This is a genomic window from Methanothrix sp., assembly GCF_016706325.1.
Classification (GTDB): domain Archaea; phylum Halobacteriota; class Methanosarcinia; order Methanotrichales; family Methanotrichaceae; genus Methanothrix.
Map to the genome: position 1 here is coordinate 1537313 of NZ_JADJJX010000001.1, position 22615 is coordinate 1559927.

The 22615-nt window shown below is 56.2% G+C and carries 25 protein-coding genes; 13 read left to right on the forward strand and 12 right to left on the reverse strand.

Going from position 1 to position 22615, the window contains the following annotated elements; genetic code table 11:
* Nucleotides 1-47: 47 nt before the first annotated feature.
* From IPI63_RS07930 to IPI63_RS07940, 3 genes are all read left to right on the forward strand, one after another.
* A complete protein-coding gene (locus IPI63_RS07930; RefSeq protein ID WP_214065141.1) occupies nucleotides 48-500 on the forward strand; it encodes a DUF2124 domain-containing protein in 453 nt (150 codons plus the stop codon).
* Between the two features lie 134 nt (nucleotides 501-634).
* A complete protein-coding gene (locus IPI63_RS07935; protein WP_292477833.1) occupies nucleotides 635-1360 on the forward strand; it encodes a hypothetical protein in 726 nt (241 codons plus the stop codon).
* Between the two features lie 141 nt (nucleotides 1361-1501).
* Nucleotides 1502-2209, forward strand: a complete 708-nt coding sequence (locus IPI63_RS07940) for a metallophosphoesterase (RefSeq protein ID WP_292477834.1) — start codon at nucleotides 1502-1504, stop codon at nucleotides 2207-2209.
* A gap of 78 nt (nucleotides 2210-2287) precedes the next feature.
* Here the strand turns inward: IPI63_RS07940 and IPI63_RS07945 are convergent, their stop codons facing one another.
* The 4 genes from IPI63_RS07945 to IPI63_RS07960 form a co-directional block, all read right to left on the reverse strand.
* Nucleotides 2288-3073 (reverse strand): bifunctional 2-polyprenyl-6-hydroxyphenol methylase/3-demethylubiquinol 3-O-methyltransferase UbiG, encoded by a 786-nt coding sequence (locus IPI63_RS07945; RefSeq protein WP_292477836.1) that lies wholly within the window; start codon nucleotides 3071-3073, stop codon nucleotides 2288-2290.
* Nucleotides 3074-3192: 119 nt separating this feature from the next.
* Nucleotides 3193-3576: a translation initiation factor IF-5A gene (locus IPI63_RS07950; protein WP_214064668.1), complete on the reverse strand. Its 384-nt coding sequence runs from the start codon at nucleotides 3574-3576 to the stop codon at nucleotides 3193-3195.
* 35 nt (nucleotides 3577-3611) lie between these two features.
* Nucleotides 3612-4715, reverse strand: a complete 1104-nt coding sequence (locus IPI63_RS07955) for a pyridoxal phosphate-dependent aminotransferase (protein ID WP_214064669.1) — start codon at nucleotides 4713-4715, stop codon at nucleotides 3612-3614.
* Nucleotides 4712-5218: a hypothetical protein gene (locus tag IPI63_RS07960; protein WP_292477838.1), complete on the reverse strand. Its 507-nt coding sequence runs from the start codon at nucleotides 5216-5218 to the stop codon at nucleotides 4712-4714. Before IPI63_RS07960 ends, IPI63_RS07955 begins: the two co-directional genes overlap by 4 nt.
* 65 nt (nucleotides 5219-5283) lie before the next feature.
* Here IPI63_RS07960 and IPI63_RS07965 point away from each other — a divergent pair, with 65 nt between their 5' ends.
* The 4 genes from IPI63_RS07965 to nadA all read left to right on the forward strand — a co-directional run bounded on the left by IPI63_RS07965 (nucleotide 5284) and on the right by nadA (nucleotide 8732).
* A complete protein-coding gene (locus IPI63_RS07965; RefSeq protein ID WP_214064670.1) occupies nucleotides 5284-5727 on the forward strand; it encodes a PaaI family thioesterase in 444 nt (147 codons plus the stop codon).
* A 154-nt stretch (nucleotides 5728-5881) separates the two neighbouring features.
* Nucleotides 5882-7102: a YcaO-related McrA-glycine thioamidation protein gene (locus IPI63_RS07970; RefSeq protein ID WP_292477840.1), complete on the forward strand. Its 1221-nt coding sequence runs from the start codon at nucleotides 5882-5884 to the stop codon at nucleotides 7100-7102.
* Nucleotides 7056-7709, forward strand: a complete 654-nt coding sequence (locus IPI63_RS07975) for a TfuA-related McrA-glycine thioamidation protein (RefSeq protein WP_214064672.1) — start codon at nucleotides 7056-7058, stop codon at nucleotides 7707-7709. Before IPI63_RS07970 ends, IPI63_RS07975 begins: the two co-directional genes overlap by 47 nt.
* 120 nt (nucleotides 7710-7829) lie before the next feature.
* On the forward strand, nucleotides 7830-8732 hold the full coding sequence (gene nadA / locus IPI63_RS07980) for a quinolinate synthase NadA (protein WP_214064673.1): 903 nt from the start codon (nucleotides 7830-7832) through the stop codon (nucleotides 8730-8732).
* A 107-nt stretch (nucleotides 8733-8839) separates the two neighbouring features.
* Here the strand turns inward: nadA and IPI63_RS07985 are convergent, their stop codons facing one another.
* Complete coding sequence (locus IPI63_RS07985; RefSeq protein WP_394357586.1) at nucleotides 8840-12349, reverse strand: DNA polymerase II large subunit; 3510 nt, start codon at nucleotides 12347-12349, stop codon at nucleotides 8840-8842.
* A 47-nt stretch (nucleotides 12350-12396) separates the two neighbouring features.
* On the reverse strand, nucleotides 12397-12825 hold the full coding sequence (locus tag IPI63_RS07990) for a PPC domain-containing DNA-binding protein (RefSeq protein ID WP_214064674.1): 429 nt from the start codon (nucleotides 12823-12825) through the stop codon (nucleotides 12397-12399).
* A 460-nt stretch (nucleotides 12826-13285) separates the two neighbouring features.
* On the opposite strand from IPI63_RS07990, the gene IPI63_RS07995 reads away from it, so the two are divergent.
* On the forward strand, nucleotides 13286-14248 hold the full coding sequence (locus tag IPI63_RS07995; protein WP_292477844.1) for a methanogenesis marker 2 protein: 963 nt from the start codon (nucleotides 13286-13288) through the stop codon (nucleotides 14246-14248).
* 8 nt (nucleotides 14249-14256) lie between these two features.
* On the forward strand, nucleotides 14257-15072 hold the full coding sequence (locus tag IPI63_RS08000; RefSeq protein ID WP_292477845.1) for a methyltransferase: 816 nt from the start codon (nucleotides 14257-14259) through the stop codon (nucleotides 15070-15072).
* Between the two features lie 34 nt (nucleotides 15073-15106).
* On the opposite strand, the gene mobB is transcribed toward IPI63_RS08000, so the two are convergent.
* A complete protein-coding gene (mobB, locus tag IPI63_RS08005) occupies nucleotides 15107-15553 on the reverse strand; it encodes a molybdopterin-guanine dinucleotide biosynthesis protein B (protein ID WP_292477847.1) in 447 nt (148 codons plus the stop codon).
* A gap of 244 nt (nucleotides 15554-15797) precedes the next feature.
* Entirely contained in the window at nucleotides 15798-17075 is a 1278-nt protein-coding gene (locus tag IPI63_RS08010; RefSeq protein ID WP_292477848.1) for a M20 family metallopeptidase, read from the reverse strand.
* Between the two features lie 199 nt (nucleotides 17076-17274).
* On the opposite strand from IPI63_RS08010, the gene IPI63_RS08015 reads away from it, so the two are divergent.
* Complete coding sequence (locus tag IPI63_RS08015) at nucleotides 17275-17541, forward strand: hypothetical protein (RefSeq protein WP_292477850.1); 267 nt, start codon at nucleotides 17275-17277, stop codon at nucleotides 17539-17541.
* Here the strand turns inward: IPI63_RS08015 and gpmI are convergent.
* The 3 genes from gpmI to IPI63_RS08030 are packed head-to-tail and all read right to left on the reverse strand — an operon-like array spanning nucleotide 17496 to nucleotide 20248.
* Complete coding sequence (gene gpmI, locus IPI63_RS08020; protein WP_292477852.1) at nucleotides 17496-19016, reverse strand: 2,3-bisphosphoglycerate-independent phosphoglycerate mutase; 1521 nt, start codon at nucleotides 19014-19016, stop codon at nucleotides 17496-17498. The two genes, IPI63_RS08015 and gpmI, sit on opposite strands and share 46 nt — an antisense overlap.
* A gap of 30 nt (nucleotides 19017-19046) precedes the next feature.
* Nucleotides 19047-19682, reverse strand: coding sequence for a protein-L-isoaspartate(D-aspartate) O-methyltransferase (locus IPI63_RS08025; RefSeq protein ID WP_292477854.1), 636 nt, complete (start codon nucleotides 19680-19682; stop codon nucleotides 19047-19049).
* A 2-nt stretch (nucleotides 19683-19684) separates the two neighbouring features.
* A complete protein-coding gene (locus IPI63_RS08030; protein ID WP_292477855.1) occupies nucleotides 19685-20248 on the reverse strand; it encodes an HVO_0476 family zinc finger protein in 564 nt (187 codons plus the stop codon).
* 119 nt (nucleotides 20249-20367) lie between these two features.
* On the opposite strand from IPI63_RS08030, the gene IPI63_RS08035 reads away from it, so the two are divergent.
* The 3 genes from IPI63_RS08035 (at nucleotide 20368) to IPI63_RS08045 (ending at nucleotide 21941) form a co-directional block, all read left to right on the forward strand.
* Nucleotides 20368-20580: a hypothetical protein gene (locus IPI63_RS08035; protein WP_214064682.1), complete on the forward strand. Its 213-nt coding sequence runs from the start codon at nucleotides 20368-20370 to the stop codon at nucleotides 20578-20580.
* Nucleotides 20581-20880: 300 nt separating this feature from the next.
* Nucleotides 20881-21564: a hypothetical protein gene (locus IPI63_RS08040; protein ID WP_214064683.1), complete on the forward strand. Its 684-nt coding sequence runs from the start codon at nucleotides 20881-20883 to the stop codon at nucleotides 21562-21564.
* 38 nt (nucleotides 21565-21602) lie between these two features.
* Complete coding sequence (locus IPI63_RS08045) at nucleotides 21603-21941, forward strand: hypothetical protein (protein ID WP_292477858.1); 339 nt, start codon at nucleotides 21603-21605, stop codon at nucleotides 21939-21941.
* On the opposite strand, the gene IPI63_RS08050 is transcribed toward IPI63_RS08045, so the two are convergent.
* The gene (locus IPI63_RS08050) at nucleotides 21900-22604 is read right to left on the reverse strand and encodes an N-glycosylase/DNA lyase (RefSeq protein ID WP_292477859.1); all 705 of its coding nucleotides are present in this window, start codon (nucleotides 22602-22604) and stop codon (nucleotides 21900-21902) included. The two genes, IPI63_RS08045 and IPI63_RS08050, sit on opposite strands and share 42 nt — an antisense overlap.
* Between the last annotated feature and the right edge of the window lie 11 nt (nucleotides 22605-22615).

Genomic DNA, 22615 nt, shown 5'->3' on the forward strand with positions numbered 1-22615 from the left:
CCCCAAAACATTATTGCCCATGAGCAGGAAATATATGATCGATAACTATGGAGAAGATTCAAGAGTTCAAGGGTCTGGGCGGAATGCTGAATGGCTTTCGGGATCTGGTCAAGGATGACAAAAAGATAATCTTCGTTGGCTCTCCCGGTTTTTGTACTCCCTTCGCCCTCTTCCTGGGCTATCCAGTAAGAGAGAAGGAGATGGCCTTTATTCCCGGTCTGGAAAAGGAGAATATGAGGAGGATAATCTCCACTGAATGCGGTCTGGAGCTGGCTGATCCCTGCAGCTTCGATGCAGACACGGTGGTGATTTTGGGCGGCATGGCCATGCCCAAGATCGGAGTGACTGCAGAGGAGATGGCTGCTTTTCTCTCTCAGATGAGTTACAAGAGGCTTATTGGTGTCGGATTCATGTCGATCTTTCAGAATTCCGGATGGGCCGATGCCCTGAAGTTCGATATCATCATGGATCTGATCATAGACGGCCATCTGTACAGGTAAGGCTGATCTCATACTTTTTTTTGCTCTGGCGATTTCGCGGCAATCTGCATCTCCGATGAGCTTCATCGATTGTCGAAGTTATGACGCAAGCTTAATTAGGATGTGTCGAAGATCAGCTGGCAGGTGAAAATGAGATGAATCGCGGAATATTATGCATCTGCATACTGGCGACCAGTCTGATGCTGCCTGCTTTTGCAGTGAATGGAGGCTATGCCAATCCCAATATCGGCCAGTCATACGGCCGGGGTACCCTGGATGAGGGCCTGGCCGGGATGCTGGACTGGCTGGACCAGCCCGTACCAAGCGTCAGATATCCCCTGCCCACCTCAGACCCATCCCTTTATACCACAGGTGCGACAGAGAGCGCTTTTGCTCCTTACAGAGAGTATTATAAAGCCGCTGCAGCCGCTGCTGAGGGCGGGGTGGTGGGCAATCCCGCTCAATTTGATATATCTGGAAAAGAGCCCCAGGCAGTCTATTACGGTGACGGCCAGGGACTGGCATACTCCCAGTATGCATCTGCCATGGCCATGAGGAGCGATCTATGGATAAAGGGAACAAGCAACTGGTCTCAATATGCGGCCGTGCCATTGGGAAGCAGACTGGAGCTGGTGGCCTATGCACCCCAGGGGGGGAGTGCAGGCTTTTATCAGACCACCCAGACCAATAACATACTGCCTTATTATGGAACCTATCAGTTGAATCCGGGCTATAGCACAATGAGCTTTGATGCCGATCTATCTGGGAGGCATATGCTCTACTTCGTGATAAACAACCAGCCGAGCAACCTGATCATAGTGGATGTCTTCCCCCAGCAGGCTGAGCCGGCATCATCCAAGCCCGCCCATACTGTATCCTAGAGATCCGCATATCCGTGAGTCCGCAGCCTGCCCAGGCGATGATCCATGAGGTGATCGATAAGATGATCGGTAAGATGATCGATAAGATGATCAACGAGATGATCAACGAGATGATAGACTAGACCGTCAATAAGATGATCAATGAGTGAAGCTCTGAGAATTCTGGGGCTGGCAGACCTTCATGACAGCATAGAGAGGCTCGATGGTCTGGAGGATATCAGATGCGATATCATCGCCTTTTGCGGCGACCTTCATAACGGCAGCCCCGGGGAGAGGGCGAGGCCTGCGGCCATGGCCTTGGCCCGCCTCGGGCCGCCTGTGCTGATCGTCCCCGGCAATATGGACCATAGAGATACCATCTACCCGCTCTGGGAAGAGGCTGGGTTTATCCTGCTCCATCAATCCACCTTTCGCTATAAGGGGTACAGTTTTCTGGGACTTGGGGGAATGGTCTCCTTGGACCCCCGCAGGCTGGCAGACCCAAATCGGTTCTACCATCGGGATGAGGAGGTCTATGCAATTCTGGAGAAGGCCTATCTGAAGGTCTCTGATGCCAGGTGCAAGATCGTCATCGTCCACCAGCCCCCACGTGGGGCGCAGGATCTTCTCTACAACGGCGAAAGATCGGGCTCCTTGGGGCTGCGCCGTTTCATAGAGGACTATCAGCCCGATCTGGTTCTATGCGGCCACATCCATGAGGACCGGGGAGAATGCCGGATCGGCTCCACGCTGGTGATCAATGTGGGAGAGCTGCGCCAGGGATACGGAGCTGTGATCGGCCTGGCTGAGAAAATGAGAGATGGGCGAATGGCTGATGAGAATATAACAGTTGAGTCTATATTACTTTGATGATTGGATCTGATTGATGATTGGATCTGATTGATGATTGGATCTGATTGATGATTGGATCTGATTGATCTGCTGTATCTATTCTGGGCCCCTTTTTTGGGCCACAATTATGATGGAATAGGATCCATCGACATCCTCTACTGTGGGGTAGGCGGCGACATAAGAGAGCCAGCGGATCATCTCCGGTGAATGCATTGTCTGCTCTTCTGTCAACCTGTGCTCAATCCTCCCGGCATTAAAGAGCTGCTGCTCTCTTCGAAAGAGGGCTCGGGAGCGAGACTGGCCCAGCCGGTATATCACCCGCATGCCGCATCCTTCCACCATCCGGGAGAGGGAGGGGAAGCTGAACCATTGCTTATGAGAGCGGTTCTTGGGCAGGCCGGCACCATCGCCCGCCTCGTAGATGACATTGGGTACGGAACAGATGAGAAAGCCCTCGGGCATGAGGACTCTGCTGATCTGATCTGCTGCCCCGCCGGGATCGTTCAGATGCTCCAGGGTCTCAAAGCTGACCACTGCTCCACAGGATTCCGGCGGGATATGGCTGCACAGATCATCCTCTTCCAGGTCCAGGCAGATGAAGCGGACATTGGGCAGCTTGTATCTATTCATCGCCTGATCGATCATCCTCTGGCTGCTGTCTATGCCCACAACCTTCTCAAAGATCGAGGCCAGCTCTGCTGATCCATATCCCAGGCCGCAGGATATATCCGCGGCAAGCCCAACAGAACGATGGCGAAGAAAATCAGCGGCGAAGAGGTAGCGGCCCAGATGCTCCGCCTTTCGCCATAGATTGCTGTCCTTGGAATCGAATGGGTCCAACTGATCCGAGCCCGTGCCGCTGTAGGCGGAGTAGGATGACAATTATCACCTCGACATCCTTAAAAGAAAAATGGCTGGGATCGAAGGCAGGCTACAGAAAAACCTGGACAGCCCGCCCAGGAGCAGAAAGCTGATCGTTTGGCCACGAAGCCGCTTTATCCCTAGCGGATATCCAGCTTTGTCCTGCCCATCACTGCCAGATAGGCCACCTCTTTTCCTTCCTCGATCTTGGACTTCTGGTCCTCGTCTATGGGAACGTCTATGGTGGCATAACTGCTCAGGTCCATCAACTGCACTGATGTCTCTCCGATGGAGAGAACCTGGCCGGTCTTGCGCTCCACAGTGGGCACATAGATCTTGGTGGTGACCGGCTGGACAATGGATTTCTTCTGATTGTCGAAGATGCCAATGGCATCCACCCTCGCCTTGGCTGAGCCGTGCTTACCGGGTTTTGAATGGGATATGCTCTTGATTATGCAGGGCTCTTCATCGATGATCACATACCTTCCTTCTTTCAGCTCTCTGACCTCAACCTGCTCCTTCATTTCATCACTCCTAGGGGCGAATGCGACTCATCTATTTAAAGGATATCTTTCATCCGCCGCAGGGCCTCCTCCAGATTGGCCCGGCTGGCGGCATAGGAGATCCTGATGTGCTCGCGGCCACCAACACCGAAGGCCGAACCTGGAACGGTGATGACCCCCGCCTGGGCCAGCCTCTCGGCCATCAGGTCACCATCTCCCACCCGGGGAAAGAGATAGAAGGCGCCATCGGGCTCAGTCAGCTCCACACCCATCTCCCTGAAGCCGGCCACCAGCAGATCTCTGCGGGCCCTGAATTCGTCCCTCATCTGATGGACGCAATCCTGCGGTCCGCAGACCGCCTCCAGAGCGGCTGCCTGGGAGATGGAGCTGGCGCAGGCCTGGATATACTGATGTATCTTGAGCAGTTGCTCTATGGCCCCGCTCCGGGCGGCGAGATACCCCAGCCGCCAGCCGGTCATGGCATAGGTCTTGGAGACGGCATTGACGGTGATCACATTCTCTGCGAACCGGGCGGGGCTGACATGCTCCCCCCGGTAGATGAAGTGCTCGTAGACCTCATCTGAGAGGAGAGCGATATCCTCGTCATCGGCTATTTCGGCGATGGCCCTCATCTGCTCGCCCGTCTGTACCGATCCTGTGGGGTTGGAGGGGGAGTTGATGATTATCATCCTGGTCTTCTCGGTTATCCTCTCCTCTACCGCCTCCGGAGCCAGCCGGAGGTTCTCGTCCAGTGGAACGGAGACCGGCCTTGCCCCCACCAATTTGGTCAGCTCGGCATAGGAGAGAAAGCTCGGATCGCCCACCAGCACCTCCTCGCCCCGGTCGACCAGGGCGGCAATGGCCAGGAAGAGGGCCTCGCTGGCACCACTGGTGACCATTATATCATCAGCGGTGCAGTCGATCAGGTTCTCCCTTCTGAACTTCTCTGCCAGTGCCTCTCTGAGCTCCGGCACCCCGCAGTTGGAGGTGTAGCCGCACTGCCCCATCTCAATGGCCTTGATCGCTGCCCTCTTTATGTGGGCAGGGGTATCGAAATCCGGCTGGCCCAATCCCAGGTTGACTGAACCGGGCTTGGCCGACTCGAAGCATCTCCTAATTCCAGATATCTCAATCTCCTCTGTACAACGTGCAAACCTCATGGCTTCTCCCTCCGAATTTGCTCTCCTGTCTGATCATCTCTGTAGACCACATTGAGAATGTTAAAGCAGCCGAGGGTGCTCAACTCCTCTTTCATGATGTTCATCCTCACCCTCCCTCCCCTCCAGTAAAGGGTGATCTTCACATCCTCCTTCTCTATCTCCAATGATAGCGATTCCATGAACCTCTCCAGAGCCCGGCTGTTTGAGAATGGTACAACGAATATCGCTCGGTATCTGTCCTGCTTGCGGGCATATGAGGTCAGAATATAGCCATTGCTCTCGAACTCGCTGATCTCCTCAAAGCGGCATAATACCTCCTTCTCATGCTCTGTGGTCGAGTCGACCTTGGAGATTATCAGCAGAATTCTGGAGAGAAGCAGCCTATCGAATTTTCTGCCAAACCAGATGTTGATGGAGCCCTGTGTGAGCAGGATGGATGCAGAAGATCCACTGATCTCTATGGAGACCGGTTCCGGCCTGGAGGCTGAGGAGGAGGGCATCATCTCTAGATCCTGGCGGAGCAGATATAACCATTTCGAGAAATGATCCTCTGAGAGGATCGATTCCCATGGACCAATGCTTAACGGCTTTAAAGAGAGAGTTTTCCCAGGAGCCCTATGCCCAACTGTTGGGGATAGAGATCATCGAGCTGGAGGCGGGGCACGCCATCCTGAGGATGAGGACGAAGGAGAGCATGAGCAACCTCTTCGGAACAGTTCATGGGGCGGCCATATATTCCCTTCTCGATGCCGCCTTTGAGCTGACAGTCAACTCCCATGGCACAGTGGCGGTGGCACTGGGGGTAAATGTCAACTATCTGTCTTCAGCCCATCCCGGGGAGATGCTGCTGGCGGAAGGGCGGGAGATCAATCGATCCCGCAGGATAGCCTCCTGTGATATCCGGGTGACAGGAGGGGACGGCCGGCTGGTTGCCACCTGCCAGGCCCTGGCCTACAGAATGAGGGACCGACTCCCATTCCTGCCGCCTGAGGATGCTCCGAGTACACGATGATATCCCCCACTTGAGGGCACCTCGTACTTGAGGGCGTTCCCATATTTGACGGCATCCCAGCAATTGACGGTATCCCTGCTTGATGATATCCCGAGCATCACAAGGGCCTCTCTTGAACAGGGTTTATATTCCATCGCCTCTCAAGGATCAGGCGATGAAGCTTGAGCCCTGCATAAAGAGATACAAGGAGGATACTCACCGGGCGGTATCCCCGGAGGAGACTGAGGAACGCATCGAGGCGAAACTGCCTGCTGCCGGGATCACCAGGGTGGCAGATATAACCAACCTGGACCGGATCGGCATACCGGTCTTCTCTTCCATCCGGCCGATGGCCGATCGGGGAGCGATCTCCGTCTACAATGGCAAGGGGGCAACTCCTGTCGAGGCTCGTGTCTCGGCGATGATGGAGGGGCTTGAGCGTTACTCAGGAGAGGTGCGAGACCGGGAGCTATTCATTGCTCGTTATTCCAGTCTCGGCTCGGAGGCTCTGAACCCCGTCGATCTGATCCTCCCTCCCCAGGCGGTGGCGGATGCTGACGCCCCCATTCCCTGGGTTTGGGGATGGGATTTGATGAACGATGAGCAGATCATAGTTCCGGCCAATGCAGTATTTCATCCACTGCCCTCTGAGTACCTGAGGCTCTTCCGGAGCAATACCACTGGCCTGGCATCAGGAAATACCATGGAGGAGGCGATATTCCACGGCCTGGCAGAGGTGATAGAGAGGGATGCCTGGGCGATAGTGGAGGCTACGCGGCGCATGGGGCCGCTGATTACTGACATTCAGGATAGCCAGGCCAGGAGCCTCCTGGATAGGTTTGCTGCTGCAGAGGTGGATGTCTACCTGCGGGATATCACCAGCGATATCGCTGTTCCCACCTGTGCTGCCGCTGCTGATGATGTAAAGCTGCGCGATCCCACTCTGCTCACCACTGGGATGGGCACTCATACCAGCGCCCGGGTGGCGGTGCTGCGCGCCCTGACTGAGGTGGCGCAGAGCAGGCTCACCCAGATCCACGGGGCAAGAGAGGATACCGTCACCGCCGATTTCCGCCGGCAGATAGGCTATGAAAGGACTAAGAGGATCAACCGGTATTGGTTTGATATCGGGGAGAAGAGGAGCTTCAGCGATATCCAATCCTTTGAGAGCGATGACTTCCTTTTGGATATCAGGTTTATGATCGGCAGGCTGGAGGAGGTGGGGCTGGAGCGGGTGGTGGTGGTCGACCTGACCCGGGAGGAGATCGAAGTCCCAGTGGTGAGGGTGATCGTCCCCGGTCTTGAGATCGCTGGAGTGGACCCGGAGAGGGTGGGCAAGAGGATCAGGAATGCCAGAGGTCGTCGTCTTCCTAGGGCCAAGCCTATCCCAAGTTAAGGCAGAGGAGGCCTTTTCGCTACAGGCTGACTGGCGCCCTCCTGCCCGGCGGGGCGACATCTACCGGGCGGCCCGGGAGGGAGCAAAGATCATCCTTCTCATCGATGGGGTCTTCTTCCAAGCCTCCTCTGTGGCTCACAAAGAGGTCATATATGCCCTGGAGGCGGGGGCGAGGGTCCTGGGAGCATCGAGCATGGGAGCCCTGCGGGCCTCGGAGCTGGATGTTTATGGCATGGAGGGAGTGGGGCTCATCTATCAGGCTTATAAGAGTGGAAGGCTGGTCTCCGATGATGAGGTGGCGCTGACCTTTGATCCTTTCACCTACGAGCCGCGCTCAGAGCCTCTGGTGAACATCCGCTTCAATCTGGAGGAGGCCTGGCAGAGGGGAGTGATCAGCAAAGAGAGTAGAGACCGGCTCTTTCATTGTGCGCAGGCCCTGTATTTTCCTGAGAGAAGCTATGAGAGGATGATGGAAGGAGCGGCTGGCCTGGTGGCAGAGGAGGAGGTGGAGAGATTTCGCGAATTCCTGGCTCATAGCCAGAGGGACTTCAAGATGGAGGATGCACTGGAGGCCTTGAAGAGGGCCAAAGAGATTGCAGAGGAGTGAGAATAAATGATTGAGATTAACCGATCGCAATCAATTACAGTTTAATTGAGCTAATAATATTCAGTAAATCTATTTAAATAGATTGAAATAATAGTTTCCCATTCCCTGGAACTGTTCTCGATGGATACGATAGAAGAGATTCGGGCTTTGAAGAAAGAGCGCCGGGCGACGATTCTGGCTCATAACTATCAGATACCGGCAGTTCAGGATATAGCAGATCTGGCAGGCGACTCCCTGGAGCTATCCCGGGCAGCAGCAGCCCTGGACTCTGAGGTTATAGTCTTCTGCGGTGTGGATTTCATGGCGGAGACGGCAGCCATCTTATCCCCGCAAAAGAGGGTGGTTCTGCCGGTGAAAGGGGCCTGGTGCCCCATGGCCCATATGATCACCCCTCAGCAGCTGGATGATCTGAAGGCCCTCTATCCCCAAGCAGCAGTGGTATGCTATGTGAACTCCACTGCCGAGATCAAGGCGAAAAGCGACATCTGCTGCACATCTGCTAATGGGGTGCAGGTGACAAATTCGTTATCTGAAGACGAGGTCATATTCGTGCCGGACAGAAACCTGGCCGCCTATGTGGCCCGTCATACGAAGAAGAAGATCATCCCCTGGGATGGCTACTGTTATGTTCATGACCACTTCACCCCGGAGATGGTGAAGAGGGCAAAGCAGCTCCATCCAGGTGCAGAGTTTCTGGCCCATCCGGAGTGCCGGCCGGAGGTGATCGACCTGGCTGATTTCGTCTACAGCACTGCAGGCATGTGCAGGCATCCCAATACCAGCCGGGCGCGGGAGTTCATCATCGGCACAGAGGTGGGCATGCTCTACCGCCTGAAGAAGGCCCACCCGGACAGGGAGTTTTATCCTCTGAGCGAGGAGGCTATCTGCCAGAATATGAAGAAGACTGCCCTTCCCGATGTCTTAAGGGCGCTCAGAACCCTGCAGCCGCGGATTGTTGTGCCCGAGGAGATCGCCATGCGGGCGAGAGGGGCGATTGAGAGGATGCTGAAGGTGAGGGTTTAGGGATTGCAGATTCAATCCGATTTCTGATGGCCACGGGCCGGCTGAGTTGTGGGCCTGCCTGCAGATCCAACCCAGGGCTCATCTCTCATCCTCTTGCAATGATCTGCTCACATGAAGTCCGCCAGACCCGTCTGCCTGGCCTTCTCGTTCTTGAAAAGGGAGTCGATCTCCATCTTCAGAAGCTCTAGCCTCTGTCTGGTGTAGCTGCTGACTCCATACTCCTCTGCCACCTTGATCGAGACCTCCAGGTACTTTCGCACGCTCCCCTCATGCACAGTGAGGATGATCCTCCCTCCGCAACGGGGACAGCTCTCCTTCAGGGGAGGCCTCCTGTACTTGGCCCCGCACTTCACGCACCTCACCCTCTGCTTGGAGAAGGCATGCAGATTGCCTATCAGGTCGGGCAGGAAATGAGAGTTGATCACCCTCTCCGCCACATCCCGCTCATCAACCGCCCGGATCATCCGCGCCAGCTCCAGCTGGGCATCCATCTTATCGATCATAGTCTCTAGGGTCTTGTAAGCACTGTTTCTCGGCCCGGCGGCGATATCTGTGGTGGCATGGCTGAAGTTGAAGCCCTGATACTGCAGCTCTGTGCCCAGCCTCTGAGAGACCAGATCGAACCTTCCCTCCAGCTCCTTGGGGCTGGCGGCAGATAGAGTGGCCTCATAGAACTCCAGGGGATAGGCCGGGCTCAGATCCAGGTTATGAGCTTCCTTGTCCACCTCCACTGGATTGAGGATGGTGGTCATCACCAGACAGGCATCCATCTTTCCCCCCCGCTTAGCTGGAAGGTAGGACATGGAGAAGTTGAGCAGGGCATCCATGAGAAGCATCACACAGTCCTCATCCCCATCGCAGTTCCTTCTTTTGGCGGCATGGAAGAATGGATGGCCGAAGCCTGCTGAGGCCGGGGTGTAGCCGATCAGGCGGCAGAGGACTCCAGCCGAGGTATGGGGGGCCAGGCCTATCATCAGCTTGCCGATCAGATCCTGGGGGGTGCGGGCATTGTAGAAGGGCTCCAGATGATAGAACTTGACCAGCAGCTCGTCCACAAACCAGGATACCCTCAGGAGGTGCTCGCCCGCATCACGGGAAAGGATGATATCCTGGATCCTCAGCTCGCAGACCTGCTCCGGCCTGGTCAGAGGATGGCCATGCATATCCACTGTATAGCCCAGGCCTTGCAGCACCTGTGGGCTGGTGGCTATCTCGTCCGGTCGGAAATGGGTTAACGGCAGATCTGTGAGGTCATACCTGACTGTGCCATCCTTGAAGATATTGATCCCATGCTTGGCCCGCAGGATACCCTTCTCCAGGGGCTCAGGGGTCTTGTCACGGGAGGAGAGGCCCAGCACCCCCTTCAACGACTCGGGCTCCCTCTCGCCCAGATTCTCCAGAGCCTGGAAATAGAGCTTTTTGATATCGATCTGCATATCGGCGACGGCATTGGTCTCCTCTCCGCACTTGGGGCACCTTCCTGGAGCGGGAATGTTGCATCTGGGGCAGACCCTCTTCATCTCTGTATGGCTGCCGCACTCGCATTTGAAGGCGAAGCCCTCCTTACCGCAGCTCTTGCAGACCCTTCTCTCGATCTGCACATTGATGATCCCGGTGGAGCTGCTAGTGGAATGCTTTGCCGCCTCCTGAACCGACCTGCCCTTGCCCCCCATCTCCCCCGTGGGGAAGAGGACATGGGGAGGGGGACGCATCAGTCGCCGATCAGACTTCTCAGGGCGGCCCATCCGGGCACCGATGCGGGTGGGCGCCCGCGCCCTGACCAGCAATCCTGATAGCCGGTTGACACAGGCCAGGGCCGAGTCTTTGCCCTCTTTTCCCATCCCGTCCTCTGCTTCATCCTCTGCTCTATCCTCTGCTCCGCCCTCCCCTCTCTCCGCCCTCTCATCAGTTCTCTCATTCCCCTGCCGACCCTCAGAGATCCTCCTCAATGAACTGCCTGCGATATCTGCAGGCCCGGCGGGATCTGCCGGGGTGGATGGGGCGGCTGGATCTGCTGGTGCAGGCTCCAATCCCAGGCAGAGCAGGAGGGGCAGAGGATCATCGATTATTATCCTCCCCCTCCGGACCCGGTGCAGGACGAGCAATGTCTCCAGGTATCTCTTCGCCTCCAGGGGAAGGATGAGCTGGAAGGGCTTTCCAGATCCAGCCTCGATCTGCAGCCGGCCCTGCTCTTCTGCCAGCTCCCTGAGCTGCTCGTACTCCTCCAGGGATAGATCATGCCATAGGTAGGTGTGGGCGGGATGAAGGGGGACCCCATATCTTCGAGAGAGGGCGATGGCCTGCTCGCCATCGATGGACTGGCAGCCGGCGGGGTCGCCCCCTGCTCTGAGAAGCTCTTGCGCCCACCACTCAAAGGCATATGAGGCCGGGGCCAGAGGGCGGTTGTTCTCCAAAAACTCTCCATAGCTGATCAGGATCTCCCCCAGGTCCAGGATCTCTGCTACATGGGCCCTGAGGGCGGCCTGGATGGCCTTGGGATCTTTGCTGCTCACAGGCATCCATGCCCGGATATCCCGATCGGAGTCAAAACGCACCACATCCCCGTTGAGCAGCCTCACTGTGGGCCCCTCAATCGAGCTGACCGGGGCCACTGCTGCAGCCTTTCCCGGCTGCTCCACCTTGATCTGGGTTCCAGCGGCCATGAACTCGCCCAGGAGGAGCATGCTGGCCGGATTGATCCCTGCTGCGGCAAGCCCGGTGTTCCTCGCCCGGCCGTAGCGCAGCCGAAACCCTCCTGGCCGGGAGGGATGGGAGAAGACCGGCCTTCCTGCTATCAGATCACGGAGGAACTTGGGAGTTGAGTCCCCCCCCTCCTTCTTGCCGCTGGCCAGGGAGTCCAGCCACTCCCAGCCGGATATGCCGAGCTTTGAGACATGCTTTTTGAGCTTGAGCCGCTTAAGGGCGATGCCCTCCGCTGAGACCAGGGCAATCCCTCCCCGCACCCGATTGGTATCAATCCTCTCGAGGTCCCTGTAGCCTGAGACCTCCTCCTCCTCTGTGGGCTCGCCATCTATGCAGATGGGGCAGTTCCTCACAATGGTTCTGATCTCATCGTCCGAGGGAGAGTACTGCAGGCCAGCCACCCGCTTGTACAGGCCGATCTCCTCCACATAGCGCTCCACCTCCTCTGGCCTCGGCCTCCAGGGGGCGATGCCCACCCCTCTCCTCACATAATCGGCGACGAGAACGGATAGCGCCTGGGCTGTCCCCCCAGCAGACCTTATCGGCCCGGCATAATAGACCTTGAGGTACTCCGTCCCATCATCATTCTTTCCCAGCTCCACCCGGGCGATCCCCTCCATGGGGGCGGCGACGACGCCCTCGGTGAGCAGGGCCACAGAGGTGCGGATGGCGTTCTCCACCGACTCGATCTTGCTGGCTCCCCCTCCCAGCCGGCCCTCAGCGAAGTCTATTCCTATGGCCAAAGCTGCCTCCTCTCTGCTCATCCCCTCTGCATCATGCTCCCGGATCCGGGCAGCAATTCCAGGGATGCCGATCAGCTTCTCTACCCTCTCTGCCAGGTCTACTGCCAGGGGTATCTCCACCTCAGTGGTGGGGTCCAGCCCCTGGCTGCGGGCCTCCTGGGCGATGGCCATGGCCTCGTCAAGCCCCTGCTGCAACGACTGAAAATACTCCTGGTTGTTCACTCCTCTCTCCACAGATTAAGGCCGGTGACAGGATCTTCAGATCTGATCAGCTCCTGCCCGCCAAGCTCCTGAATATATAGCTCTGCGGCGAAGATCCGGCCCGAGTTGAGGTGTCCCGCCCAGACCTTCCCCTCCATCCCGGAGAGAACGGCATGAACATGGGCAAATGGTCGCCCCTCCAGAAGGGAGATGTTGCCCGAGCAGGAGGCAATCTCCACTGGCTCATTGATCTTGATGCCCTGGTACTTATGAGTCTGCTGATTGTAGCAGCCGATCTCCGCCTCCTCCAGGGCGCCAATGGCGTTCAGGTGGCCTGCCCGGATATCCTCCTCCCTTATGATGCTCGTGATCTGGCCGATGATCTCCTCCCCGTGCTCCAGCCTGGCCAGCAGGCTTCGCCCAAGCTCAAACTCCCTGATCAGCACTCAATCCCGCCTCCGGTTGCTCTTTTGATGTATCCACCATCCGATGGTCTCAGGATATGATGAATCTAACGGAGCGATTCAATTCGTGGCTCTGTGGTTCTGCAGCTCATCTGTTCTGCGGTTTTGAGGTTCTGCAGCTCAGCGGCCTTGGCAATCAGCGCCCACAAACTTAATTAAATATTTTATTAATAAACCCCTTTTTTTCCAGTGTAAACTTGGATCACAACATCTTTTTTACCAGAAGAACTCCAGGACAACTTATTATTATTTTTTATTTTATCTCTGAAAAGCAGCATCCTTAAAAGCATTATAAATTTTTTGATGAATCGTTTCCATTGGAACCCCTGAGGAGATGACCGCCATCCAAAAAGCTCAATTTCCTGATGCAGTTAACTGCTTAAGAACTTTTCGGCCGAGTTTAGGCGACATCTATTTTTGATCATAGCTCCAGCATGCCCTGATGAATCTTGAGTCTCTGGCAGCTGAACTGCGCGGATTTGTGGGAGTCACCAGGAAGAAGCAGATTGGCGAGCTCATCTCATTCTTTCCCATAGAGTCCAAGCAGATCATTGCATCCTTCGGGGAGGATGCGGCAGTGATAGATGATGGCGATGAGGTCATGCTCCTCGCCGCAGACGGCATCTGGTCCAGGCTCATGGATGCAGACCCAGAGTGGTCGGGCTACTGCTCTGTGCTGGTGAATGTGCACGACATCGCCGCTATGGGTGGCTGGCCGGTGGCCATGGTGGACGTCCTCTCCATAGGGGATCCAGAGCTGGCAGAGAAGGTCCTGCGAGGGATGAAGAAGGGGATAGAGAAGTTCGGCGTGCCCATCATCGGCTGCCACCTCCATCCTGATACGCCCTACAACGCCCTGGATGTCGCCATCCTCGGAAAGGCGAAGAAGGATGGCGTGATCTTAAGCAGCACAGCAAAGCCCGGCGAGGTGATCATTGCCGCCTATGATATGGATGGCAGTCCCCATCCTCTTTTTGCCATCAACTTCGACTCCACCAGCTTCAAGGAGAGCAGCGTCCTGGCGGAGCAATTGGGATCGATGAGGGAGCTGGGCGAGAGCGGCCTGGTCCGGGCGGGCAAGGATATCAGCAACCCCGGCCTCCTGGGAACCCTGGCCATGCTCCTGGAGACGAGCAAGGTGGGCGCAGTGGTGGATGTAGAGGCCATAGCCGTGCCCGAGGGACTTTCCCTGGTCGAATGGCTGAAGATGTACCCGGGAATGGGATTTGTGGTCAGCACCAGGCCCGAGAATCAGGAGGCTGTCTTGGAGGTGTTCACCAGGCGCGGCCTGACCGCCCGGGTCATAGGCCGGATCACAGAGGCGAGAAGGCTCATCATCAGAGGCAGAGAGGAGGAGGCTGTGCTCTTTGACCTGGCCCAGGAGAGCGTGACCGGGATTCATTGAGGGGCTTCATGGACGCCAGCTTTATAAGATCCCTACAGGACCGGGCGGAAGAGAGGCGCGCCCGCATAGGAATTGGCATCTGGAATGCAGACGAGGAGCTGATAGCATCCCTGCACTCAGCAGAGAGGTTCGCAGAGCTGCTGCTGGTGGGCGACTTGGGCGAGGATTGCCCCTTCGATCACATGAATAGCAATGAGCCCTGGAGGGATCTGGTGCGCCTCCTGGCCAGTGGCGAGATCGATGGCGCTGTGCGGGGCAACCTGCCTGCAGGAAGGAGCATGCGCGCCCTGGTGGACCGATTCGGCCTGCCCGTCCGCCGCCTGGCCCTGATCGAGCTTTTCGGCTGGTCCTTTCTTCTCGGGCCAGTGGGAATCGATGAGGGTGAGACGCCCTCTGCCCGTCTGGATCTGCTGCTTGGGGGGGCAAAGCTCCTGCAAGGGCTGGGCGTCTCCCCCCGGGCGGCAGTTCTCTCTGGAGGGAGGATGGAGGACCGGGGGAGGAGTGAGAGGGTGGATACAAGCCTCCTGGAGGGAGATCAGATCGCCGCCCGAGCAGCCGAGGCAGGGATAAATGCAGAGCATAAGGGAATTCTGATCGAGGGCTGCCGGGGAGATGATATCGTCATTGCACCGGAGGGCATCTCCGGCAACCTTATCTTCCGCACTCTGATGCTCCTGTGCGGGGCGCAGTCCTATGGCGCTCCGGTCATAACGGAGAGGATGGACTGGATATTCATCGATTCCAGCCGGGCGAGGAGCGGATTTGACGGGCCGGTGATGCTGGCCGGGGCGCTGGCCGGGATGAGGGGGGCGGGACGCTATTGAATATCTCATCTGCTTCTCGACTGCTTCTCGACTGCTATCCTCGCCCGGCTACAGGTGTGCTGTACTCCTCCAACCCCCTGATCATCTCCGTCAGCTCCTCTATCAGGGCCCCGTCCACCTCAGATAGCCTCACCCTTCGCAGCATCTTTGGCACCTCTATATCCCCCATGACGATCTTGGGAAGGGAGCTGTTCTTGAAGCCCTCCACCACTGCATAGTCCATCCCCTCCCTCTCCAGCTCTGCCAGGGCGGACTCCAGATCTCCCCGCTCCCTCCGGATCACCAGACGGGCATCGCCAAGGCCTATGACCACATCCGCCCCGGCATCGTAATGCCTTTTGGTGTCTCCCCGGTCCACAGAGTGATGGAGCATGCTCTTGACCGTTCCCACTCTGCCGTGCTCTGCCAGGGATCTGACCAGAGCCTCCACCAGGGTGGTCTTTCCCGTCTTCTTGGTCCCGACAACTGCTATGGCCTTCATATCTGACCGGCGAGAGTCACTGCCAACCTAAAGGGCGCCGCCTGCAGCCGGTGATCGCTCTGCTGCCATTGGCTGGTTGGCGGGCAGCCTGCTACGATCAGTTCTGCTGAATGCAGCGATGCATCTTGATGTGTTCAAATCGGCATCGATCTGTGAGATACAGATCTTGCATTTGAATGTCTTACCATTGCGGTTCCCCTCCTTCTTCCCAAAGATACAATCGAAGATTGAACTGCAGCATGGGCTATCTCAATAGCTCGATTAGGAACCGGGCAAAGCCTTCCAGGTCAGCTATGCGCACGTTCTCATTTGGAGCATGGATATTGCTCTCCAACTGCCGGCCAACTCCATAGACGCAGGTGGGGATCCCTGTCTTCTCTGTGGCATAGGCCTGATCCAGGCTTCCCTGTGCTGCCGAGAGCTGGGGGAAGAATCCCATTCCCTTCTCCACTGCTCTTCTCACCTCATTCACCCAGGCATGCTCCGGGTCCACGCTCATGGGCGGATATCCAGGATAGAACTTCAGGGCAAAGTCGATATCCTCAGACCTCAGGGGCTCCAGTGCCCTCTCCATCTCCTCCATCGCCTCCTCCATCCTCTCCTCCGGTATCACCCTGCGGTCCCCCCGGAGAACGCATCTATCTGGCACTATGTTCTCCTTGATCCCTCCATTGATCATGGTGATATTGAGGATGGGGATGAGGTTCTCGATGCCCAGGGATCTCACCGCCGAGCTGGCAGGGAGGCGGGAACGCCTGGACTGCACCACCCTCTTCAGATCCATGAGCCTCTCCATGGCCAGGACCGACCTTTCCACTGCATTCACCCCCATGAAGCTGGAACCGCTATGAGCCGACTGGCCCCTGACTATTACCTCCCAGGTTATGATGCCATTGCTTCCAATCCCCACGTCATCTGAAAATCCGTCCATGCAGAGCATCATATCTCCCTGCACCTGGCCCAGATCGGTCAGATAGCACAGGCCGGAGTAGCCCCCTACCTCCTCATCTGTGGTCAAGAGGAGGCTCAGATTGTACCTGGGCGCGCTCCGGGGCAGGAGGGCCCTTAGGGCGGCGATGAGGGCAGCGATCGATCCCTTGCAATCTGAGACCCCCCGGCCATAGACCCGGCCGTTTCTCTGCACTGCACAGAACGGATCGGTCTCCCATTCCCCTTCTGCTGGTACTACATCCAGGTGGGCATATATCACCAGGGTCTTCTCCGCTCCCACAGATAGATCGGCCCGCAGGTTATACCGGTCTCCCACCAGCCTTGAGTCGGAGCATTTAGCTGCGAACACCTCCTCGGGAATTTTAATCTTTGCCGTCTTAAACCCCATCTCCTTGAATATGGGCTCCAGCCACTCCACTATCTCCTTATAGCAGTCCCCAGGTGGGGCGACCGTTCTAAAACTTATGATATTTTTCAGCAGATCCAGCAGTTCGTCTCGATCTGGGATGATGGGCTCTTCGGGCTTTGAATCTTCTCGCTTTGAATCTTCTCGCTTTGAATCTTCTCGCATCTGTTTATCCCTTCTCCAATCAGATAATATCAATCCCCGCTAGATATAAAATGCTTCTGAAATCTGAAATCATATGAATGACTGGAGGCTCCCAGATTCCAGGACGGGCTCCCAGGACAGATCTCTAGACAGATCCCAGGACAGATCTCTAGACGGATCCCAAGACGGATCTCTAGACAGATCTCAGGGCGGCGCTCCGGTGGGTCTCAAGACCGATCTCAGGACAGATCCCAAGACCGATCTTAGGGCGGCGTCCCGGTGGGTCTCAAGACCGATCTCAGGACAGATCTCTAGACGGATCTCAGAGCAGCTCCCAGGGCGGAACCCCCGGGATAGATCAAAAGCGGGATGCGGCTGCTGGGGCTTCGCCGGAGGGCTCGAAGAGCATCCCAAAGAGGACTTCAGGACGGATGCCTGCCCTCATCCCGGTATGATGAGAGTCCTTCCGGTCATGGCCTCAGGCTGAGGGATATTCATGAGCTGCAGTGCTGTCGGTGCCACATCAGCCAGGATTCCATCCTCCCGGAGGCGGTAGCCCTTCTGCTCAGAGGTGATCAGAGAGAATGGCACCGGATTGGTGGTATGAGCAGTATGGGGCTGGCCGGTATCTGAGTCGAGCATCTTCTCTGCATTGCCATGGTCTGCAGTGAGAAGGACTGCTCCACCCGCGCTGAGTATCCGGTCCACAATCTCCCCAACACAGCCATCCACCACCTCCACCGCCTTCACTGCAGCCTCATAGATGCCGGTATGGCCGACCATATCCGGATTGGCGAAGTTGAGGATTATTAGGTCATACCTGCCGGAATCGATGCGGGCTAAGAGCTCATCTCGCACCTGATAGGCGCTCATCTCGGGCTGCAGGTCGTAGGTCGCCACCTTGGGCGAGGGTATCAACACCCGATCCTCCCCTGGATTGAGCACCTCCTTCCCCCCGTTAAAAAAGTAGGTGACATGAGCATACTTCTCCGTCTCAGCTATCCTCAATTGCTTCAATCCCCTCCGGCTGGCAACCTCTCCCAGGGTGTCAGCGAGGTTCTCCGCCGGGAAGGCCACCGGCACCTTCAGGGTGGCATCATAGACGGTCATGCAGACATAATGGACCTGGAGGGGTTTGGTGGCAAATTCCCGAAAATCCTCGTCCACAAAGGCCCAGGTCACCTCCCGCGCCCTGTCCGGCCGGAAGTTGAAGAAGATGATGCTATCCCCATCCTCCACCATGCCCATCTCATCCACCACTGTGGGCATGATGAACTCATCGTTCTCCCCCCGTTCGTATCCCTTCCTGACTGCCTCCTCAGCGCTCTTAGCCCTCGGCCCCTCGCCATAGACCAAACAGCGATATGCCTTCTCTATCCTCTCCCAGCGGCGGTCCCGGTCCATGGTGTAGTAGCGGCCGCTCACAGTGGCCGTCTTGCCTGTGCCCGTCTGGGAGAACCTCGCCTCCAGATCCTGAAGATAGCCCAGGGCGCTGCGGGGCGGCACATCCCGGCCATCCAAGATGGCATGCACATATACCCGGGATAGATCCATCGATCTTGCCAGCTTCAGAAGGGCGTAAAGATGGGTGATATGGCTGTGAACCCCGCCATCGGAGAGAAGTCCGATCAGATGGAGCTTGCTACCAGATCTCCTGGCCTGAGCCATCGCCTCCAGCAGAACGGGATTGCTCTCAATTGTGCCCTTCTCCACTGCCAGGCTGATCCTGGTCAGATCCTGGTAGACGATCCTCCCCCCGCCCAGGTTGAGGTGTCCCACCTCAGAGTTGCCCATCTGCCCCTGGGGCAGGCCCACCGCCAGACCGGAGGCCTTGAGGGTGACGGTTGGATATTCCTTCCATAATCGCTCCAGGTTGGGCTTACGGGCATGAGCAATGGCATTTCCCTCCAGGACAGGGCTTATGCCGAATCCGTCCATGATTATTATCGCAATTGGCCTCATCTTGCCTGGTTGATCATCCCGCCGAATATATCAAATCTGCCGTTCTCCAAATCCCTCTTTGCCGATGAGGGGGACGAAGATCACTCCCATCTTTTCCTCTGCCAACAGGCCGTTCTTTCTCGTGACCAAGATCAGCTCCTGCGAGCCCCCGCCCACTGGAAGTACCATCTTTCCCCCCACCTGAAGCTGCTCTTTTAGGGGCTCGGGAATTTTTGGGGCTGATGCAGCGACGCTGATCCTATCGTAGGGGGCATGCTCGGGAAGGCCCAGGCTGCCATCTCCCTCCACCACAGTGACATTCTCAATCCCTGCTGCCTGCAGATTTCTTCTGGCAGCAGCAGCGAGATCAGGCATCCTCTCCACCGAGTATACCCGGCCCTGGGGGCCGGTGAGGGCTGCCAGAACTGCTGCATGATAGCCGCTTCCTCCACCCACTTCCAGGATCTTCATCCCTGGCCTGACATCGAGAAGATCGCTCATTATGGCCACCATATGGGGGGCGGATATGGTCTGACCCAGGCCTATGGGCAGTGGGGTATCCTCATAGGCTCTATCTCGAAGCTGCTCGGGAACGAACAGCTCTCTGGGAATGCGGGACATGGCATTCAGGACTGATTCGTTGATCCTTCCCCGCATGCCATCTAAAAGCCTCTTTTTCTGGTCCATGCTCAGATCTCCCGCCCCCAAACCCGAACAATATCCTTCGCCTCCGCCGCATCGGCAAAACCCTCGCCCCGCAGCTTGATCTTGACTATATCGAACTGGAATCTCTCCGCCCTCCGCCTCTCGCCCACCTCCAGGATCTCATCTCCAGGGACAGTTGTCTTCAGGGGGTGGCTCTTGCCTCCCCGGAAGATGGTTATCCTCAGGGGCACCTCATCCGTCGCCCTTGCCCAGACGGTCGACACCTCCCCGGCGGGAGCGCTCCTGACCCGGCGATCGCTCTCCAAGGATGTGATCTGAGCCATCACCACCTCCTTTGATGGGTCGTCCACTAAAAGCTCATCTCCCACATTCAGCACCTCCTTTGCCGGGATGGTGATGAAGTGAGGAGTGGATCGGTCGTCCTGGTTGACGATCACCTTCAGATTGACCAAACGCTCCCTTCTCGCCTCAACGGAATGAACCGTCCCGCAGTCATCGCAGCGCACCAGGTTCTCCTGTCCGGATTTGATCGTTGTATGGCTGGTATCCGTGCCGCAGGCTGGGCAGAAGATCTGATCTTCAAGCATGCCATACCGTTTGTCCTTTAAGGTATTAAGCATGACCGGAGGAGGACGAGAGGATCCTTTGGTATCCCCCAGTTCTATACAAGGAAAAATTTTTTAAGGAAGATGTACAATTAGTACTTATGAAGAAAATAAACAAAGATCTCTCTGATCCCCCTGCCCAGGGAGCTGATGAGTGCTACCTCATCGCTGAGAGCATGATAGATGAGCTGCATCAGATAGCATTTCCTGAGAGGATATCCAGCCACCCGGGTGGTGGAAGGCACAAGGGCTCATTCAAAAGCAGGATTCTGCAGCAGATAAGAAATGCCAGGAGGTTTGCTATGCTCGGTTAAGGGATTGATTTGCCATGGCGGGTTGAGAGATCCGGCCAAGAATAGTATCAAATACATAAAACATTTTATATAGCTTATCGCATGACAGAAGGCTGGGCTGATCCCCTATTACACAAAAAAATAAATTTATTAGATTGGTAGAATATAAGATATTGTAATAAGCTATCCGAAGGCCTATCCAGAGCATAATCGGGCTATTTGCCTGCGATTTTGAATTGAAATATTTTAAAATTATTTTAAGTGTGTAAGAACGTTTTCGCCACGCAAACTATATATATTAATTTAACAGGTTATTATGATGTGAACTCTACACCCTGCTCCATCCCCCAATCATGCTCTGAGTTGGAGATAGATCTCAAGAGGCTTGACCGTATGCTTCAGGCCGCTCATAGAAGCTCCATAGACATAAAGGATGGCTATGACTTCTATGTCCTTGCCTTAAAGGAGTTCAACAAGCAGAACCTCTCCGACTCATTCCTCTACTGCGACCGGGCGAACTATGAGCTCACCAGTGCTCTCAATGAAGCCAAGATCAATATCAGAGGCTCCCGGTTTCATAGCTTAAGGACTATCTCCTACTTCTTCCAGCTCTACGGCCTGTATGCCATAGCATTTGCTGCACTGGCTGTGATCCTCTTCAGCCTGCTGATCTATGAATATCCGGAGGTGAAGGTTCTTGACGTTCCTCTCTGGTCATCGTTCTTCGCCGGCCTGGGGGCATCAGCTCAGATCCTCACCGGTGTGGCTGACGACCTGCGCCGCTACGGCCTGGCCACACGGTACAAGAGGCTCTGGTATATGGCCATACCCCTGCTCAGCATGGTCTTCGGCTATATGGCCTATCTGATATCCAGCCCCGGGCTATTAGCTCTGAACGATGATGGCGGGAATGGTCTCTTCAGCATAATGTTCATCTGCTTTTTGACCGGATTCATGACCAAGTGGATGATAAACAAGCTCTCACGGCTCTCCAGGGATATTTGAATCAAAGAGCCTCAGAAGATCGGCAGAGCCACATACAAATGGATAAGTGCTACAGAATGATGAAAAAGGGGCCTGTAGCATATCTCTCAGTAATGGTGAAGAGGCAGGATATCGTGCCAGGTCAATGGATATCGTGCCAGGTCAATGGATATCGTGCCAGGTCAATGGATATCGCCGATGCACTGGTATTGGCGGGCGCAGTTGAGAGCCAGGATGGTGGCCGGACGGGGATAGTGGACGGAGGCGATGGTGATAAGCTGGAGCCTGAGGCTGATAGGATGCGATCAGCACTCTCATGGAAAAGGGGATCGCCTCCTGGTGGAATAATCTTGAATTTATTTGAACACCTCGCCCGCTTCTTTGTACCAGAGCAATAGATCGAGCTGACCCATGGGAATTTCAGTCCGGGAAGAGAAGGCAGCCATCTCCTTCTCGATCTCAAGGTAAAGCCTCTTGGTAGGTGACCTGGGAAGCTCTGCTATCACTCCTAAGAGGAGCAGATTCTTGAGGATATGCCGGTCGAGGATGGCCAGCTCCTCTCCCAGGCCGATGTTCCTCAAGAAGTGGCTGGCCTCCTTATAGCCCAGGCCCTTGACGTTCTCCACCAGCCACTCCCGGGCAGCAGCAGGACTGGAGAACATCTCCAGGGTAGAGCGAAGGGATTGATGGCAGAACATGGATCGGGCAAGGCATATGTACTCCGCCTTCCTCCGGTTGAATCTCACTCCCACCAGCTCCTCTTGAAGCTGACAGGGCTCTCCAGAAGAGATGAGGCACCTTCTCTCCAGCCTCTGCACCGCCCTCCAGCATACCCTGGCCTTGGACTGAGGGGTGAGAAGGCAGAACACCAGCTCCCGGAAGAGATCCTCATCGCTGGCCGTCTCCCAGATATGCCCAAACTCCTCCAGCCTTGCCTCTATCTGCTCTTTCACGGGAGCATAAAGGTCCAGCAATTCCTGGATGGAGAGGGAATGCCATCCTCCTGCCATCTTCTCATCTGCCCTCTTCTCATCTGGCTCGCTCATGATTTCCGCACTCATCCCCCTGGTCT

What these genes read in the sequence shown, in the direction of transcription:
- IPI63_RS07930 (WP_214065141.1), top strand. Translation starts at nt 48, where the DNA reads ATGGAGAAGATTCAAGAGTTCAAGGGTCTGGGCGGAATGCTGAATGGC.
- IPI63_RS07935 (WP_292477833.1), top strand. Translation starts at nt 635, where the DNA reads ATGAATCGCGGAATATTATGCATCTGCATACTGGCGACCAGTCTGATG.
- IPI63_RS07940 (WP_292477834.1), top strand. Translation starts at nt 1,502, where the DNA reads ATGAGTGAAGCTCTGAGAATTCTGGGGCTGGCAGACCTTCATGACAGC.
- IPI63_RS07950 (WP_214064668.1), bottom strand. Translation starts at nt 3,576, where the DNA reads ATGAAGGAGCAGGTTGAGGTCAGAGAGCTGAAAGAAGGAAGGTATGTG.
- IPI63_RS07955 (WP_214064669.1), bottom strand. Translation starts at nt 4,715, where the DNA reads ATGAGGTTTGCACGTTGTACAGAGGAGATTGAGATATCTGGAATTAGG.
- IPI63_RS07960 (WP_292477838.1), bottom strand. Translation starts at nt 5,218, where the DNA reads ATGATGCCCTCCTCCTCAGCCTCCAGGCCGGAACCGGTCTCCATAGAG.
- IPI63_RS07965 (WP_214064670.1), top strand. Translation starts at nt 5,284, where the DNA reads ATGGACCAATGCTTAACGGCTTTAAAGAGAGAGTTTTCCCAGGAGCCC.
- IPI63_RS07970 (WP_292477840.1), top strand. Translation starts at nt 5,882, where the DNA reads ATGAAGCTTGAGCCCTGCATAAAGAGATACAAGGAGGATACTCACCGG.
- IPI63_RS07975 (WP_214064672.1), top strand. Translation starts at nt 7,056, where the DNA reads ATGCCAGAGGTCGTCGTCTTCCTAGGGCCAAGCCTATCCCAAGTTAAG.
- nadA (WP_214064673.1), top strand. Translation starts at nt 7,830, where the DNA reads ATGGATACGATAGAAGAGATTCGGGCTTTGAAGAAAGAGCGCCGGGCG.
- IPI63_RS07985 (WP_394357586.1), bottom strand. Translation starts at nt 12,349, where the DNA reads ATGGCCATCGCCCAGGAGGCCCGCAGCCAGGGGCTGGACCCCACCACT.
- IPI63_RS07995 (WP_292477844.1), top strand. Translation starts at nt 13,286, where the DNA reads ATGAATCTTGAGTCTCTGGCAGCTGAACTGCGCGGATTTGTGGGAGTC.
- IPI63_RS08000 (WP_292477845.1), top strand. Translation starts at nt 14,257, where the DNA reads ATGGACGCCAGCTTTATAAGATCCCTACAGGACCGGGCGGAAGAGAGG.
- mobB (WP_292477847.1), bottom strand. Translation starts at nt 15,553, where the DNA reads ATGAAGGCCATAGCAGTTGTCGGGACCAAGAAGACGGGAAAGACCACC.
- IPI63_RS08010 (WP_292477848.1), bottom strand. Translation starts at nt 17,075, where the DNA reads ATGCGAGAAGATTCAAAGCGAGAAGATTCAAAGCGAGAAGATTCAAAG.
- gpmI (WP_292477852.1), bottom strand. Translation starts at nt 19,016, where the DNA reads ATGAGGCCAATTGCGATAATAATCATGGACGGATTCGGCATAAGCCCT.
- IPI63_RS08025 (WP_292477854.1), bottom strand. Translation starts at nt 19,682, where the DNA reads ATGGACCAGAAAAAGAGGCTTTTAGATGGCATGCGGGGAAGGATCAAC.
- IPI63_RS08030 (WP_292477855.1), bottom strand. Translation starts at nt 20,248, where the DNA reads ATGCTTGAAGATCAGATCTTCTGCCCAGCCTGCGGCACGGATACCAGC.
- IPI63_RS08035 (WP_214064682.1), top strand. Translation starts at nt 20,368, where the DNA reads ATGAAGAAAATAAACAAAGATCTCTCTGATCCCCCTGCCCAGGGAGCT.
- IPI63_RS08045 (WP_292477858.1), top strand. Translation starts at nt 21,603, where the DNA reads ATGGATAAGTGCTACAGAATGATGAAAAAGGGGCCTGTAGCATATCTC.
- IPI63_RS08050 (WP_292477859.1), bottom strand. Translation starts at nt 22,604, where the DNA reads ATGAGTGCGGAAATCATGAGCGAGCCAGATGAGAAGAGGGCAGATGAG.